This window comes from Paucibacter sp. DJ2R-2 (genome assembly GCF_025717675.1).
In the GTDB taxonomy this organism is placed as follows: Bacteria; Pseudomonadota; Gammaproteobacteria; order Burkholderiales; family Burkholderiaceae_C; genus Paucibacter_A.
Map to the genome: position 1 here is coordinate 142,677 of NZ_JAJIRT010000003.1, position 16,025 is coordinate 158,701.

Annotated in this window: 15 protein-coding genes; 12 read left to right on the top strand and 3 right to left on the bottom strand. The window is 65.5% G+C overall.

The window, feature by feature from the left end:
- The first annotated feature begins 64 nt into the window (after window positions 1-64).
- From LNV28_RS09975 to LNV28_RS10020, 10 genes are all read left to right on the top strand, one after another.
- Window positions 65-1,183, top strand: a complete 1,119-nt coding sequence (locus LNV28_RS09975; protein WP_263568854.1) for a S8 family peptidase — start codon at window positions 65-67, stop codon at window positions 1,181-1,183.
- Window positions 1,183-1,893 (top strand): TorF family putative porin, encoded by a 711-nt coding sequence (locus LNV28_RS09980; RefSeq protein ID WP_263568855.1) that lies wholly within the window; start codon window positions 1,183-1,185, stop codon window positions 1,891-1,893. The genes LNV28_RS09975 and LNV28_RS09980 overlap by 1 nt, the downstream gene beginning before the upstream one ends.
- Before the next feature lie 102 nt (window positions 1,894-1,995).
- Window positions 1,996-2,448, top strand: coding sequence for a hypothetical protein (locus tag LNV28_RS09985; RefSeq protein ID WP_263568856.1), 453 nt, complete (start codon window positions 1,996-1,998; stop codon window positions 2,446-2,448).
- A complete protein-coding gene (locus LNV28_RS09990; protein WP_263568857.1) occupies window positions 2,445-3,527 on the top strand; it encodes a hypothetical protein in 1,083 nt (360 codons plus the stop codon). The genes LNV28_RS09985 and LNV28_RS09990 overlap by 4 nt, the downstream gene beginning before the upstream one ends.
- A 25-nt stretch (window positions 3,528-3,552) precedes the next feature.
- Window positions 3,553-4,518 (top strand): radical SAM protein, encoded by a 966-nt coding sequence (locus LNV28_RS09995; protein WP_263568858.1) that lies wholly within the window; start codon window positions 3,553-3,555, stop codon window positions 4,516-4,518.
- Window positions 4,515-5,180: a class I SAM-dependent methyltransferase gene (locus tag LNV28_RS10000; RefSeq protein WP_263568859.1), complete on the top strand. Its 666-nt coding sequence runs from the start codon at window positions 4,515-4,517 to the stop codon at window positions 5,178-5,180. The genes LNV28_RS09995 and LNV28_RS10000 overlap by 4 nt, the downstream gene beginning before the upstream one ends.
- Window positions 5,177-6,286: an amidohydrolase family protein gene (locus tag LNV28_RS10005; RefSeq protein ID WP_263568860.1), complete on the top strand. Its 1,110-nt coding sequence runs from the start codon at window positions 5,177-5,179 to the stop codon at window positions 6,284-6,286. The genes LNV28_RS10000 and LNV28_RS10005 overlap by 4 nt, the downstream gene beginning before the upstream one ends.
- On the top strand, window positions 6,283-7,761 hold the full coding sequence (locus LNV28_RS10010) for a B12-binding domain-containing radical SAM protein (RefSeq protein WP_263568861.1): 1,479 nt from the start codon (window positions 6,283-6,285) through the stop codon (window positions 7,759-7,761). The genes LNV28_RS10005 and LNV28_RS10010 overlap by 4 nt, the downstream gene beginning before the upstream one ends.
- Entirely contained in the window at window positions 7,761-8,858 is a 1,098-nt protein-coding gene (locus LNV28_RS10015) for a glycosyltransferase family 4 protein (protein WP_263568862.1), read from the top strand. The genes LNV28_RS10010 and LNV28_RS10015 overlap by 1 nt, the downstream gene beginning before the upstream one ends.
- Entirely contained in the window at window positions 8,855-10,261 is a 1,407-nt protein-coding gene (locus LNV28_RS10020; protein ID WP_263568863.1) for an oligosaccharide flippase family protein, read from the top strand. Before LNV28_RS10015 ends, LNV28_RS10020 begins: the two co-directional genes overlap by 4 nt.
- On the opposite strand, the gene LNV28_RS10025 is transcribed toward LNV28_RS10020, so the two are convergent.
- Window positions 10,225-11,037: a class I SAM-dependent methyltransferase gene (locus LNV28_RS10025; protein ID WP_263568864.1), complete on the bottom strand. Its 813-nt coding sequence runs from the start codon at window positions 11,035-11,037 to the stop codon at window positions 10,225-10,227. The genes LNV28_RS10020 and LNV28_RS10025 overlap by 37 nt on opposite strands.
- A gap of 125 nt (window positions 11,038-11,162) precedes the next feature.
- Between LNV28_RS10025 and LNV28_RS25185 the strand changes: the two genes are divergently transcribed.
- Window positions 11,163-12,152, top strand: coding sequence for a glycosyltransferase family 4 protein (locus LNV28_RS25185; protein WP_411969958.1), 990 nt, complete (start codon window positions 11,163-11,165; stop codon window positions 12,150-12,152).
- Here LNV28_RS25185 and LNV28_RS10035 read toward each other — a convergent pair.
- Entirely contained in the window at window positions 12,128-13,396 is a 1,269-nt protein-coding gene (locus tag LNV28_RS10035) for a nucleotidyltransferase family protein (protein WP_263568866.1), read from the bottom strand. The two genes, LNV28_RS25185 and LNV28_RS10035, sit on opposite strands and share 25 nt — an antisense overlap.
- A gap of 13 nt (window positions 13,397-13,409) precedes the next feature.
- Between LNV28_RS10035 and LNV28_RS10040 the strand changes: the two genes are divergently transcribed.
- Window positions 13,410-14,417, top strand: a complete 1,008-nt coding sequence (locus tag LNV28_RS10040) for a phosphoenolpyruvate carboxykinase (ATP) (protein WP_263568867.1) — start codon at window positions 13,410-13,412, stop codon at window positions 14,415-14,417.
- On the opposite strand, the gene LNV28_RS10045 is transcribed toward LNV28_RS10040, so the two are convergent.
- Window positions 14,407-15,804, bottom strand: a complete 1,398-nt coding sequence (locus LNV28_RS10045) for a B12-binding domain-containing radical SAM protein (RefSeq protein ID WP_263568868.1) — start codon at window positions 15,802-15,804, stop codon at window positions 14,407-14,409. The genes LNV28_RS10040 and LNV28_RS10045 overlap by 11 nt on opposite strands.
- Between the last annotated feature and the right edge of the window lie 221 nt (window positions 15,805-16,025).

The following is a 16,025-nucleotide window of genomic DNA, read 5'->3' on the forward strand; positions in this document are numbered from 1 at the left end:
TGTTGGCGGTGCGTGGGCGCAAGGAAATTTGCAAGCGGACGAAGCGCGACGTCAAGTGCTTGTCATGCTGCAACTTCCCAAGGCGCATTACCGTCCGGATGGTAGCTACGCTGGTACGTATGGCGAAGGCGTGGGCCGGCAGTCGCGCCGGCATGTGGCTCAGGCCTTGGCCCGTACGCATGGGCTGGAGATGCTCAGCGAGTGGGCGATGCCGCTGGCTGGCGTGGACTGTTTTGTCATGCGTCTGCCTGAGGGTGATCCTCGCTCAGCGAATGAATCGGCTCAGAAGGTGGGGGAAGACCATCGAGTCGCCTGGGCTCAAGCGGTGAGTCTCTATGAAGCGCAAGGCCTAGCGTCAGTGAGTCAAAAGGAGCCGCTCTATACGGCGCAGCCCGCAGCCCAACAGTGGCAACTGGCTGAGTTGCACAAGCTTGCCACCGGCCGTGGCGTGCGCGTGGCGGTTGTGGATAGTGGCGTCGAGACGCGTCATCCGGATCTTGCTGGACAGATCGCCTTCAGCGAGAACTTTGTCGACGACCGGCCTCTGCAGGCGGAGGCTCATGGCACTGCGGTGGCCTCCATCATTGCGGCGAGAGCTGACAACGGCGCCGGCATCGTCGGCGTAGCGCCACAAGCTCGGCTGTTGGCATTGCGCGCCTGCTGGCAGGCACCGCGGGACCAGACGCTGTGCACAAGCCTTGGCTTGGCCAAGGCCTTGCATGCGGCGATCCAGCATGGCGCGCACATCATCAATATGAGCCTGGGTGGCCCTGATGATCGCTTGCTGGCGCTATTGCTGGACCAAGCGCAGGCGCGCGGCGCCACCATCGTTGCGGCGCAATCGATGCGGGGCGGGCCATTTCCGGCCAGCCATCGAGGTGTGCTGGTCGTTGGCAGCGCACCGCCCGGGCCGGAAGGAACTTTGTTCGCGCCGGGGCGTGATGTGCCCAGCGCCGCACCGGGCGGTGGCTGGACAGTGGTGACGGGTTCGTCCTTTGCGGCCGCGCATGCCTCAGGTTTGCTGGCGCTGGTGCGTGAATTGGATGCAAAAGCTCAGCCCTTGGATGTGTTGAAGGCGACGTTGATCACCGACAAAGGCCGCATCGACGGTTGTGCGACCTTGGCGCACCATGCTGGGCGCCGTGGGCCCGTGTGCCTTGCGCTGGGGCAAACTTCCGACTGATGTTCTCCGCGCGCTTGCTTCGTTTGACGCTCTTGATTGTCTCGCTGCTCGGTGTCACCGGGCCGGCGTGGGCCGATCTGGGTGGGACCTTGTCTATGCAGACCGATGCAAGGAATCGAGGCATGTCCTACAGCAGCAATCGGCCAAGCGTTCAATTGGGTCTGGCGTGGGATGGCGACGCGGGCTGGTATGGCGGCGTACAGATGGCGCAAGCGCGTTTTACCGCAGGCCGGCAGGGCGCCTGGCTGCAGGGCTACAGTGGCCGGGTCTTCGCGATCCTGCCGGGGCTCGACGCAGAAGTAGGTGCCTTGGCCCACACGTTTCACCGGGCAGGACCTTATGACTTCAATGAGGTCTACGCAGGGCTGTTGGGCGAGCGCTGGAGCGTGCGTTTTTTCCACTCGCCGGACTACTATGGCAGCGGCAACCGCAGTGCCTATGCGGAGTTCAACCTGCGGTGGCCACTCGCCAATGGGGTTGCTGCAATTGGCCATGTCGGTGTGCTGGATGGGCGTGGAGGGCGGATCCTGTCCTATGTCGGGTCGCATGGACCGACTCGCGTGGACCTTCGCCTCGGCGTGTCCTGGCAGCTTGGCGCCAGCAGCGACTTGCAACTCGCTTGGGTGTCAGTCAGCCGTGGCGGGCCCTATATCTGGACGGATTCGAGTCGTCGCCAAACTGCGGTGCTCGGACTCACGACTGCCTTTTGATTATTTGCAGATCCTGCCGCCTGTCGTTCATTTCACCTAGCCTTGAACCTGACCCCGCCGGACGGGTACTCACCGGGCAATGAGTGCCAAGAAAGGGCGGACATGAGGAAAGCTTCCAAGGTAATGTTGTACGGGCTATGCGCTGCATTGGCGGCCATCGCCGGTTGTGGTGGCGGCAGCGGCGAAGGTCTAGATGCCAATGGCAGGCCGATCGGTGAGGGCGACGATCCAGCGGGACCGATGACGGCCAAGTTCAGCTCCATCCAGTCCCATGTGTTCACGCCCGCCTGCACGGCTTGCCATTCCGGGGCTGCAGCGCCTCGCGGTTTGCGCTTGGACGCGAGCAACAGCTTTGTGATGCTGGTCGGCGTGTCTAGCGGAGGTGTGCCAGCGCTCAAGCGCGTGGCGCCAGGTGATGCGGACAACAGCTACTTGATTCACAAGCTCGAGGGCCATCAGGCCGTCGGAGCTCGCATGCCCCTGGGTGGTCCCTATCTGGACGCCCAGACCATCGGGCTCATTCGTCAGTGGATCAACAACGGAGCACAAAAATGAAGGCCTTTCGATTGCTCATCGGTATGGCTTTTGTGCTGCTGTTTTCAAGTGTCAGTGCTGAGCCCTATCTCGCTGTTCGAAGCGGTCTCAAATGCGCCGCTTGTCATGTGAACCCCACCGGCGGAGGGCTGCGCAATGCCGTTGGTAATGCATTCGTTCAAGGCGCCATCCCGGCTACTTCCTTGCCCGAGGCGCTTCAGGGTTGGAATGGATCGCTGTTCGATGACCGCCTGCGCCTGGGCGGCGATTCGCGTAGCGCTACGACGCGTACCTCAGTCTCTGGTCAGCCCGTGCGCAGCGTTGGCGGCACCGAGCAGGTGCGGCTTTATGCCGACGTGCAGCTCATCAAGGACTATCTTGGCGTCTACCTCGATCAGCAGGTTGGACCCGGCAAGGCTGAACGGCAGGAGGCCTACGTGCGGCTGCAGACGCCAGGTCTGGGCTGGTACGCCAAGGCCGGCCAGTTCTACTTGCCCTTTGGATGGCGCCTGCAGGACAACCTGACTTTTGTGCGCCAGCTGAGCGGCGTGAGCATGACCGTGCCCGACAAGGGGCTGGAGTTGGGGCACGAGAGCGATGAGTGGTCGATTCAGTTGGTGCGAAGCAATGGCCCTGGCAACACGGGTGCTTCTAAGGGGCACCAGACCACGGCCCAAGCCACCTGGATGCAACCCTGGGGCCGTCTAGGTGTCGCTGCTGCTCAGGTCAAGTCTGCGACAGGGGGGCGCCAGGCGTATGGTCTGTTCGCGGGCACGACGACGGGGCCGGTGGCCTGGCTGGCCGAAATCGACCTGGTCAGCGATGCCGGATATCCGGAGGGCAAGCGTCGTCAAGTTGCCGCGCTACTGGAAGCCAACTGGTTGGTGCGGCAGGGCCATAACTTGAAGTTCACGAGTGAGCATCTCGATCCCGACCGCCGCGTGGCTCATGACGACAAAGTGCGATATAGCCTCGTGTATGAGTACACGCCCATTGCCTTCTTGCAGCTGCGCATGGGCTATCGAAAGTTCGGCGGCATCCCGCAGAACGCAATCGACAACCGGCGACAGAGCTTCGTCGAGCTCCATGGCATGTTCTGAAATCTTCTTGGAACGTCGGACAGAAATGGCCGAGCCGCTCACCAAGCTGTCTTTGGCGACGATCTACTTCACGGAGCGTTGCAACTCGCGCTGTGTGAGCTGCGACTATTGGCGGCACGGTCGACGAGACATCGAGCTTGCGACCGTGCAGCAGATGCTGCCGGGGCTGCGTGAGCTCGGCACGCAGACCGTGCTGGTCTCTGGTGGCGAGCCGCTTCTGCACCCGCAATGGGCTGAGATTTCTGAACTGCTGAAATCTAGCGGCCTCAATTTGTGGCTGTTGACAGCGGGCCTGAGTCTTGCCAAGAACGCAGCTGAGGTTGCAGGGCTGTTCGAGCAGGTGACCGTGTCCTTGGATGGCAGCACGGCCGCGAGCTATTCAGCCATCCGCGGGCTGGATGCCTTCGAGGCGGTCTGCGCCGGCATCCGAGCCCTGGTGCGCGAAGGTGTGCCCGTGGGGTTGCGCGTGACGGTGCAGCGGCGCAATGCCAGCGAGCTGGGCGATCTGGTTCGGCTCGCGCGCAAGTTGGGCGTGGGCGGGATTTCCTTCCTGGCTGCGGACGTCAGTCATGGCGAGGCCTTTGGTCGCCATAGCGAAGTCGCCGAGGGTGTCGCCTTGCGCCCGGAGGACTTACCTGTGCTTGTCGCGGCCCTTGATGCGCTGGAGCGAGACCATGGCGATGACTTCGACAGCGGCTTTATCGTCGAGACGCCGGCCAAGCTGCGCCGGATCGAGGCCCACTACCGGGCCCTGCTCGGCCAGGGCGAAGCACCGCCGGTACGCTGCAATGCACCCGAGCACTCGATCGTCGTTGAAGCAGACGGCGGACTGAGGCCTTGTTTCTTCATTGCCGGCCCTACCCAGCTTGGCGAAGCCGGATTGAGCGAGGGACTGAACGCCGCCTCCATGCGCCACTTGCGCGCGGACATCCGCGCTGGCCTGCGGCCCGAGTGTCGGCATTGCGTATGCTCCAAGTGGTTTTCGACATGAGTCGCTTTGCCAATGAAGCGGCCTATGACCTCTGGGCCGAAAGCTACCCGCCGCTGCCGCACAACCCGCTGATGCACGCCGAGCAGAGCGCTGTGCTGAGCCTGCTGCCGGAAGTGATTGGCCGGCGCGTGCTGGATCTGGCTTGCGGCAGTGGGCGCTATGGCCTTTGGCTTCAGCCGCGCGGCGCGAGCCTGATTGTCGGTACCGACTTGTCCTCCGGCATGCTGGCGCGTGCGCCGCTGGCCCACCGTGTGCGGGCTGATATGGGGAGGCTGCCGTTCTCCGCGGCAAGCTTTGATGTCATTGTGAGTGGACTCGCCGTCGGCCATGCGCCCAGCCTCAGTGCCTGGATGGCCGAGGCTGCTCGCGTGCTCGCTCCTGGTGGCCATCTCGTGTATTCCGATTTTCACCCGGCGGCCGCGCGCGCTGGTATGACACGCAGCTTCACCGACGCTGCTGGCGAGCGCCACGAACTGCTGCATGCCGTCTATGACCTCGACGCCCATCTGGCGGCTGCCGGGCAGGCTGGTTTGGTGTTGGAGGCCAGCCGCGAAGTGTGTGTCGGGCGCGAGTTGTGTGAGCCCTTCACCGGCTCAGAGGCTTTCTATTCACGCTGGGCGGGGCTGGCTGTTGTTTTGGCCTTGAGGCTGATGAAGCCGTGAGCTTTCACTTCTTCAATGCGGCCGATGGCATGAGCCTGAGCACGGAAGGTGGCTTGATTGCTGCCGGGGAGGGGGGCTTGCGTGTGGACCTCGGCGGTGCGCGCTTGCTGCCCGGCCTGATCAACGCCCACGACCATTTGCAGCTCAACGGCGCACTGCCGCGCCTGAAGTTTCGCGAGGGCTATCGCAATGCGAGCGAATGGATTGCCGACATCACCCCTCGCTTGTCAACCGATCCGTGCCTGCTTGAGCACCGATCCAGGCCGCGTGTAGAGCGTTTGCGTGCAGGCGGACTGAAGAACTTGCTGAGTGGCGTGACGACGGTCTTGCATCACGACCCGCGGGATCCCGTGCTGGACGAGCCCGGCTTTGCGGTCGACGCGCCGGCGCCTGGCGGATGGGCGCATTCTCTGGCGCTGGACGGCGATGAGGCCGTGCGCGCTTCGCATCAGGCGACGCCGCTCGGTCAATCCTGGATCATCCATGCGGCCGAGGGGATCGACAGCGCTGCGGCGCTGGAGTTTGATCGGCTCGAAGCCCTGGGCTGCATCACGCCGGGCACGCTGCTGGTTCATGGCCTGAGCCTGAGTGCCGCGCAGCAAGACCGTCTTGTTCAGGCGGGCTCTGCTGTTGTCTGGTGTCCAGGCTCCAACTTGCATCTGTTCGGCCGGACGCTGGACCCCGACGCCTTGTTTCAACAGGGTCGGCTGCTGTTGGGCAGCGACTCGCGCATCAGCGGCGGGCGGGATCTTCTGGCGGAGCTGGCCCTGGTGCAAGCGCTGACGGGCTGGCATGACGAACGCTTGGAGACCTGGCTGACCGAAGGCGCCGCCCGCCTGCTGGGCTTGAGCGATCGCGGGCGACTGGAGCCCGGCTTGCGGGCTGATCTGATTGCCTTGCCGCCTGGCCTGCCGCTGGCGCAAGCGACCCGGGCCGACCTGCGCCTCGTCGTCGTGGCCGGGCAGGCGCTCTATGCCGATGCCGATCTGGGCGAGGCGCTCCAGCTGATGCCGGTGCGGGTGGACGGCCGCGCCAAGGCCCTGGCTCGGCATCTCCTCGCCCCTGAGCCCGGGTTGGAATTGTTGAACCCTGGGACCTCTGTATGAAGCGCGTGCTGCTGATCAACCCTCGCATCACCTCGAATGCGCGCTTCCCTCTCGCTGTCATGCATCTCGCTGCGGCGCTGAGGGGCCGTTATGCCACGCGCATCCTCGACGGCAACCTTGACCCCAATGTGCCTGAGGCGGCTGCTGCCGCGGTGCGCGAGGGTGGCTATGCCGCCGTGGGCCTGTCGGTGATGGGCGGGCCGCAGCTGCCGGGGGCGCTGGCCGTCTCACGCGCCATACGCGCCGTGGCACCCGAACTGCCCATTGTCTGGGGCGGCTATTTCCCGACCCTGTGCACGGACGCCACCTTGAACAGCGACTGCGTGGACTACGCCTTACGCGGCCAGGGCGAACAAGGCTTTGTCGAACTGCTGGATGCGCTGACCCAGGGCCAGCCGCTGGGCGAGGTGGCCGGCCTGTCTTGGTGCCGCGAGGGGGAGATCGTGCACAACGCCGACCGCACCTTCTCGACCGCTCCGCTGCAGCTCGAGCTCAGCTATGACGAGGTGGACGAGCCGCAGCGCTATCTGGGCCCGACCTATCTCGGCCACCGCACCACCGGCTATCAGGCCGCCCTGGGCTGTCGCTATCGCTGCACTTTCTGTGGCGTGGCCGCCATGTTCCGTGGCAAGACGGCCTTACCCGAAGCCGAGCGCCTGGAGCGGGATCTGCGTCGGCTGCAGAGCCGATTCGGTGCTGACTCGGTGCAGTTCTACGACCACAACTTCTTTGACCGAGAGGTGGAGATGGCGCCGGTGCTGGAGGTCCTGGCTCGCGTGCAGATGCCGTGGTGGTGCTATGCCCGCGCAGATGCGCTGCAGGGCCTGTCCGCTGCCTCTTGGGCCCAGGTGCGGCGCAGCCGGCTGCGCATGGCCTATATCGGGGCCGAGTCGCCCAGCGACAGCATGCTGCGCGATATGCGCAAGGGAACGCGCTCTGACCAGACTCTGGCCGTCGTCGAGACCTGCCGCGCCAACGGCGTGGTGCCCGAGCTGTCCTTCATGCTGGCGCCGCCGCACGACCCCGAGGGCGAGACGGAGAGGACCTTTGACTTCATCCGTCAGGTCAAGCGCCTGCACCCGCAGGCCGAGATCATGTTGCACATCCACACGCCGCTGCCGCCGCGGCGGCTGGGTGAGGGGCGCTGGACGCCGCGTGACCCGGCATTGCCCAAGGGCTTTGTGTTCCCCGACAGTGCCGATGCCTGGGCGCAAAAGGAATGGGTGGACTACTGGTGCCACAAGGACGCAGCCTGGCTCAGTCCTGCCTTGCGCGAGCGCATTCGCGACTTCCGAACGGTGCTGGGCTGCCGCTTCCCGACGCTGACCGATATCCGTGCGCCCGCTTGGCAGAAGACCGCCCTGCGCGCCGCTTCGGCCTGGCGCTACCGGACGGCGCGCTACGACCGGCCGCGCGAGCTTCGCTGGCTGGAGCGCGCCGTCAAGTTGTGGGATCCCCAACTGAATGCACTGTGATGGCACGGGTCGTTCAGATCAGTTTCCATCGTGACCCGCAGGGGCGGGCGCCAGCGCAGCTTTTGCAGGTCTGGCCGACTGTCCCTCAACTCGCTCAGGCCGCGGCCGCTGCAGGCGCTGATGTGGCGGTCGTACAGGCCTGTGCCTCTGAGGAGCAGCTGCGGCAAGGCGGTATCGGCTACCACTTTTTGCCCTGCGACAGCGAACCGGAGCGACTGGCCAAGCTGCTTGATCGTCTGCGACACGAGCTGGTGCATGTCCAGGGCCTGGGCTTTGTCCAGCAAGTGAGGGCGCTCGCTTCCCTGGTCCCAGGTCGCCCCATGGTGCTGCAGGACCGCGCCGATGCACCGCCGCGTCCCTGGCACTGGCCGGCCTGGCGGCGCGCGCTGAAGACGGCCCGCGGCCTGATGTTCTGCGCGCGCGAACAGGCCTTGCCCTTTCGCCGCCGAGGCTTGATCGCTGCGCAGACGCGCATCTATGAAGTCCCTGGTTCGAGCTGCGCCTTCGAAACCCGCGACCCGGCAGCTGCGCGCGCCGACGCCCAGCTGGTTGGTGAACCCTGCCTGCTGTGGGTGGCACACCTGGATCGCAACAAGGACCCATTGACCGTGCTTGACGGCGTGGCCTTGGCCGTGCCGCGCCTGCCCGGCCTGCAAATGTGGCTCTGCTATGGCCGATCACCGCTGCATGACGCCGTTCGGGAACGCATGCGTGACCCTTTGCTCGCCGGGCGCGTGCATCTCCTGGGTGCCCAGCCGCATGCGCGCATCGAGACCTTGATGGCCGCGGCCGACATCCTGGTCCAGGGGAGCCACCGCGAGGCCACGGGCTACAGCGTCATCGAGGCCTTGGCCTGCGGCCTGGGCGTGGCGGTGACCGACATCCCGTCCTTCCGGGCGCTCACCGGCGGCTGTGAAGCCGCACGCCTGTGGCCGGCCGGTGACGCGTCAAGGCTGGCCGATGCCCTGGTGGAGCTGGCCGCTTTGCCGGCGACGCAGCGTCGCGCGCTGGCCCGGGCGCGTTTTGACTCGCACTGCTCGGTGGAGGCCCTAGGCCGCCGCTTGATGGCTGCCTATCAGGACCTGCTTGCCGTATGAGCGACGTGGCCCTGGCCCCCGCAGTCGTCGATTTCCGGCGCGCCTTCCTCGTCAACCTCGCTTCATCGATCGGCGGCGTTGCGACACGTTTTTTGCTGGGGCTGCTGCTGGCGCGCCTGCTGCTGCCGGCCGAATTGGGCTTGTATGCGGTGGCAGCGACATTGTTCGGTATCACCCAGCTGCTGCGTGACGTTGGCTTGTCGGCCTATCTGCAGCGGGAACCCGAGCTGACGGCGCAGCGCTTCTCGGCATGTCTGGGGCTGATGGCGAGCACAACCGTGGTGGCGACGCTGGCCCTGCTTGTTCTGGCAGAACCACTGGCCCGGCAATTTGCGCAACCCGGTCTGGCGGCGCTGCTGCAGGTGATGGCGCTGGGCTTGCTGCCGTCGGCATTCGGCAGTGTCATGGCCGCACTGCAGGTGCGCGAGCTGGCTGCGGCGCGCATTGCCTTTGTCTCACGCATCGGCACGCTGGGCCATGCGGTCGTGGCACTGTTCCTGTCAGTACAGGGTTATGGTGCGCTGGGCCTGGCCTGGGCCCAGGTTGCCAACGTCTGCATTTGCGGACTGGCCTATGCCTGCCTGCCGTCAGGGCGCAACTGGTGGCCATCGTGGCGTGGCTGGGGCGAGGTGCTGCGTTTTGGCCTCCGCGCTTTGCTCGTCAACTTGCTGAATGGGCTGAACGGCGCGTTCCCTGATCTGTGGCTGGGGCGGTTTGGCTCAGCCCATCTCGTGGGACTGTTGGGCCGCGCCCAGGCCGTGGTCGGCCTGCTGCAGGCCGTGTTCGGCCATGCCTTGAGTTTTGGTGCATTGCCGATGCTGGCCCGCCAGCATGCAAACTGCCAAAGTTTGGAGCCCGCGCTGCGCCATGCCACGGCGCTGTTGACGGGCCTGGGTTGGCCGCTGCTAGCCCTGACCGTGGCTCACCGGGAGGCGCTGCTTGGGCTGCTCTATGGTCCTGCCTGGGTCGACTGCACGCCGGCTGTGCTCCCCCTGGCGCTGATGACCGCGCTGGGGCTGGTGTTCGCGCAGCTCAATGCCGCGCTGGCCGCCATCGGCCGGCCGGAGCTGGCTGCGCTGCCGATTGGCGTGACGCTGGCTGCTCGCTTGGTCTTGGGCGCGGCACTCTTCGACGGCAGCCTGCTGTCCTTTGCCTGGGCCTTGTTCGGGGCGGCGGCCGTGGCGCTGCCGGTGCAGCTCTGGCTGGCCGCCCGGCATCTTGACCAGTCGCCGCGTGCGCTGGCTGCTGCGCTGGGTGGCAGTCTGCTTGCGACCTTGGCGGTCTTGGCCGTGCCGCTGGTCTTCGTACCGATCGCCTGGCTGGCGGCCATGCGCTGGAGCCGCCACCCGCTGCTGGACGAGGCGCTTCAGCTCATGCGACGGCGCATGACGAGCAGGAAATGATCACCCAGTCGATTGATGCCCGGCCAGCCGGCCACGCGCCTGTCCAGTGCCCACAGCCTTTCGTGCCAGCGTGGGTGGCGTTCGGCCAACCACGTCAAATAGGGCGGCGGCACAAAGACACAGAGGCCACGCTGCACTTCCAATTCGAAGTGCGATGCAAAGGCGGCATGGAACTCTCTTGGCGTGTAGTAACGCGTCCAAATGGTACGGCCGTTCATGCCCACAGCCACGGTGTCGCGCGCAAAGCGGATGCCCGCGCGTGCCCAGCGGCGCTGCCGCACATAGTGGGCGATCTCCCAGGGGCAGTAGCGGCCGATGACGGTGAAGACCAAGCGGCCGCCGGGTTTGATGAGCCGCGCGCATTGGGCGGCGACGGCTCCCAGGTCAGGAACGCAGTTCAGCGGGCCGAGGTTGGAGTAGGCGCCGTCGAAGCTGGCATCACCTTCCAGGTGTTGCAGCTCGTGAGCACCGATGGCGCGCGCGTCGACGGCCAGTCCAGCGGCGCGTGCGCGGTCGCGCGTGCGCTCCACCATGCGTTCGGACCAGTCCGTCGCCGTCACAAAGTGGCCTTGGCTTGCCAAATGCACAGCATCCAGTCCGGTGCCGCAGCCCAAGTCGATGAGCCGGTTGCCCGGCTCGAAGCTGCGTCCCAGCCAGCGCCACATCTCGGCTCGCATGTCCTGGATGGCGGTGTTGTTCCCGCGTGGGCCGTCGTAGTCTGCGGCGACGCTGTCGAAGGCTTCTTGAGTGTCAAGCAATTGGGTTTGTGTCTTCATGCGGAGGGCTCGTTTTGAAAATCGCGATCGTGGTGCCAGGCGGTGTGGATCGCTCGGGCGAGGTGCGGGTTGTGCCGGCTTTGTTGGCTTTGCTCAAGCGCCTTGCCGTGCTGCACGAGGTGCATGTGTTCGCTCTGCGGCAGGAACCTGATCCGGGCCAGTGGTGGCTGTGCGGCGCGCGCGTGCACAACATCGGTGGGCCCAGCATGGCGCTGGGTCAGGCCCTTGCCCTGTGGGCCATTGCCAAGGAGCACCGGCGCGGCCGCTTCGAACTCATTCAGTCGATCTGGTCGGGACCCGCCGGACTCGTGGCTGTGCTTGCAGCAAAGTTGCTCGGGCTGCCGAGTGCGGTGCATGTGGCCGGTGGCGAACTGGTGGCCTTGCACGACATCGGCTATGGCGGCCGCCTGGCGTGGCGCGGTCGCCTGCGCGAGGCCCTGGTGCTGCGCGGCGCTGATGTGCTGACGGCGGCCAGCCGGCCGGTGCTTGATCAATTGGCTGCGCTGGGTCATGCGGGTCAACGCCTGCCGCTGGGCGTGGACCTCGCCGAATTCCCGCTCAGCGAACCACGACCGCGCGTGGTCGGTGCCGCGCTGCGCCTCGTGCAGGTGGCCAGCCTCAACCGTGTAAAGGACCAGAGCTGCCTGCTGCGTGCTTTGGCGCAAGTGCCGAGGGCTGAGCTCGACGTGATAGGCGAGGATACCTTGAACGGCGAGATGCAGGCGCTCGCTGCGCAACTGGGGGTCAGCGGTCGTGTGCGCTTTCATGGATTTTTGACTCAGGCTGAAATGCGGCCGTTGCTGGCGCGAGCGGATCTGTATGTTGTCAGTTCTCGCCACGAAGCTGGCCCGCTTGCCATGCTCGAGGCTGCTGTGCTTGGCGTGCCGAGCATTGGAACTGCTGTAGGCCATCTGGTCGAGTGGACGCCGCAGGCGGCGCTGGTCGTGGCTCCAGGCGATGTGCAGGGGATGGCGGCACTGATCGCCCGTGTGAACGGTGATGAGGTCTTGCGGTTGCGGCTGGCGCGTGAAGCTCAGCGCTTGGCGCGCGCCGAAGATGCCGACTTCAGTCATGGCCAGTTCGAGCAGCTTCATGCCGAGTTGGCCGGTCGATAGTTGAGGGCGCGGTGCATGGAATACAGCGTCTGCGCCCGAGGCTGCGCGCCGAGCACAAAGCTCAGCGCTTTGCGCCAGTGCGGCCGGCGCGTCCAGTCCGAGCTGGCCAGGGAATGCTGGCCTTGCAGCATCATCGCGGTGGCGGCCTGCTCCGGTGGATGCAGCCGCCGCCACGCCAGGCCCAGCGCATCGGCAGGCCCGTGCGACCATTCGATGCCCGGCAGCAGCGGAATGTCCAGCCGCGACAGCGACACGTCGGCCAACTGCCAGCCGCCGCAGGCTCGGCGCAGCCAGGGCGGGCATGCTGCAGACGCTGCAACGATGCTGGGCGTCAGGCGGGCGGTCATCGGCTTAGGGAATTGCAAAGGGAACAGTTGCTGCGTCAGTGTCAAAACTGGCAAGGCCCACCAAGCGGCGCGGCCGTCGTTGGCCGGAGCCAGCGCCTCATTCCAATCGGCGGTGCTCATGCGCTCAGCGAGCTGCGCGATGTCGTGCAATTGGATCAGCCTGACGCTGCGAACACACAGATTGCCCGCTGCGTGCATAAGCAGATGGCGCATCAGCGCTGCGAGGCTGGAGTACGGGTTCAAGCCTGGTTTGGCACCTGGAGAGAGTAGCCCCGCCGTGATGTCGACCTCGCGCAGTGGCAATGGCTCGCGCACGGCTTCATGAAGCTCGATCTTGATCGGGTTGTGCTCATGCTCGCCGAAGGCGCGGTCTGCGGCTTGTTGCAGCGGCTCGTAGGCGATGTGGCGCTGCTTGGTGATACCGACCGCGTAGCCGGCGGCAAGGATCAGCCTGCCGCTCTCGGCAAGGTCGACCGGCTGAGCCAGCAGGTCCACGTCACTCATGGGGCGTTCGCCTTCCGCGTAGATACTCAGATTCAGAAGGGCCGAGCCCTTCATTGCCAGCAGCGGCAAACCGGCGTCGCGGGCCGCGTGATGCAGGCATTCCAGCAAGGAGCGCACCTTGCGCTCGCGCCGGCGCCCCTGCTCGGCCTGTTCGGCCAAAAAGGCCTGCCAGGCCGGCGGCCCCGCCCACTGAAGCCGATTGGCCAGCAGCGCGCTCACGCCGTGCATGACGGACACGGCCATCGCAGCCCGCCATTCGAAATCACTCCAGGCCGGCGCTTGGTGCGTGGCCTGGGTCAGCTCAGCGGACAGACGCTCCGTCGTGGCCTTCAGCGCAGCTCGCAGCGCAGATGCCGGCACCGCCGTATCTTTCTCCATCTCAACTTCCTTCACGGACGACTCCTTCATGAGCACCTGGCGCCCCGATCCCCGGCAGATTGCCGACCCGTTTGCCGAACAAGCCTCCTTGCCCCTGCGGCACCGCTTCACTCTGCTCGGCGCTGACGTCGAGTTCTGCAGCAACAGTGCCGAACTGCTTGCCCTCGCGGATGAGGCCTACGCCGGTTTGCCGGCGCATGCGATGGGCGGGCCGGCGCTGCAGGTCGAGCTTCGATTGGTGCAAGAAGGCGCAGAGTTCAGCCGTGAGCCGCCCTCTGCACGCATGTTGGGCGGAGCCGGCTTGTTGGGCGCAGCTATGGATGCGAACAACCTGGCGCTGGTGAATACAGCCGCCGGTCGCGCCGTCGTGCAGGTGTCGCGTGCGCTCCTGGCGTGGCCCTATCACGTGCGCTATGAACTCATCGAGTTCGCCGTTTTCACGCTGGCCTGCCGGACACAAGGGCAGTTGGCTTTGCATGCGGGCTGCGTGGGTCTGGGCGGCATTGGCGCGCTGTTGATCGGTGAGAGCGGCGCCGGTAAATCGACTTTGACCCTGCACGCGCTGGGCGAGGGACTGGACTTCCTGACCGAGGATGCCAGCTTCGTCGATCCGCTGACGCTGCGCGCGACGGGCATCGCGAATTTCCTGCACCTGCGCCAGGACGCGTTGCGCTGGGTGGACGATGCAGCGCAGCGCCAACGCATCCAAGCCGCACCGGTCATCCGCCGACGCAGCGGCGTCGAGAAATACGAACTGAATCTGCGCGGAGGCTGGGCGTCGCTGGCCGCAGAGCCGCTGCGCTTGGCGCATCTGGTGTTCGCGGCGCCGGAGCCGGCGGGCGACGGCGAACTGCTGCGGCGCCTCGACGCCGATGAACTTTTCCATCGCCTGCAGCAGAGCCAGCCCTATGCGGCCGGCCAGCCCGGCTGGGCTGTGTTTGCCCAACGCTGCGCGCGGCTTCATGGCTGGGAGCTGCGCCGCGGCAGCCATCCTCGTGGCGGGGCGCTGGCCGTGAAGGGGTTGCTCATGGCATGAGAGCCGCAGCCGGTTGCAGGGTGTCGATCAGCTGGGACCAGCGGCGCCTGATTTCGTCGCCCGCGTGCTGGCGAACTGAGGCGTCCAATCGGCCCAGATCCACCTGTTCATGCAAGAGATCGCGCACGGCGCGGTAGACCTCGGTGCTGAAACTGCCGCGGAACATCATGGCCAGCTCGGCGCTGTCGTCCCAATGGGTCTTGCTGCCCAGCTGGGCCTTGACCTGCTCGTGAAAGCTTGTTCCTGGCAGCGGGTAGGAGACGCTGACGCCGATGTGGTCGGGCCGGGCCTCCTCGATCAGCTGGCGAGTCTGCAGCAGTTCAGGCAGGCCTTCGCCGAGATAGCCGAGCTGGATGAAGAAGCCCACGCCCACGCCTGCCGCCTGCAAGTCCCGTCGGGCTTGCAGGATCTCTTCCACCGTGGTGCCTTTGTTCATGGCGTCCAACACCTTCTGACTGCCGCTCTCGGCGCCAATCCAGGCCTCGCGGCAACCGGCATCGGCCAGAGCCCGGGCCATGGCCTCGGTGATCAGGTCGGCCCGGGTCTGGATGGAGAAGGGGATGCCGCCGCCGAGCCTCGCCAGCTCGGCCGCGAACTGTTCTACCCAGTCGACGCGGAAGCCGAAGATGTCGTCGGCGAACCAGATGTGATCCGGGGCGAAGCGCTCCTTCAGCTCCACCATTTCCGCGGCTACGGCCGCAGCGCTGCGCTGTTGGTATCGCTGGCCCCAGATGGGCTTGGCGCACCAGGAGCAGCGAAAAGAACAGCCTTTGGATGCGGCCATATTGAGACCGAAGTGGCCATGGGCTGCCACCCAGGTGGTGCGATAGCGCTCGATGTCAACGAGTTCCCAGGCGACCGGTGCTTCAAGCTCAGTGGTCTCTTTGCGTCTGAAGTTGATCGGCTGCTCGAGCCCGGCGACAAGGTCCGCGTCGCTCAGTCTAGGTCTATCCTGCAGGCGCTGCAGCAGCGCTGGAAGCACGTCAAGCCCTTCTCCGCGGAGTACCACGTCCGCACCTGCGTTCCGGTAAACCTCGGGCGCGTCACTGGCGTCAGAGCCAGCCACGACGATGCGCGCTCCGGACTGGCGGCCGCTGGCGATCATCTGGCAAGCGGCCTCGCGCATCTTGGCCAGGCACATCTTGCTGAGGTAGTTGTAGTTGTCCTCGTACAGCAGCACAACCTCGGGCTGTGTGGCAGCGATTTTGTCGTCGAAGTCCTGCGTGCCAGCCGCCAGCATCGCGTCGAAGAGGGTGACCTCATGGCCGAGGCGCTGCAGCAATGCTGCAACTTGCAAAGTCGCAAGCGGAGGGTAGGGCTTAGCGCGTTCGAACTGCTTGTTGTCGAAGCGCAGGAAGAAACTGTGGGCGACCAGGATGGAAAGCACGCCGTCACCTTTCGTGAAGTCGGCCTGTATGTCCCTGCTGGTTGCCTGCAGGTTCAATGGGCCTGCAATCGTGTTGCTTCATTGGAACCGCAATTAGCTATGAGTTCGATTCAATGTGCCGTGAACGGTGGTCAATCCAAGAGCCTTCTGGGGAACTTGCAGGTCAGGGTGATTTTCACTTTCGTGATGGGAGTTCCAATTCGTGTGGATATGTGGAATCA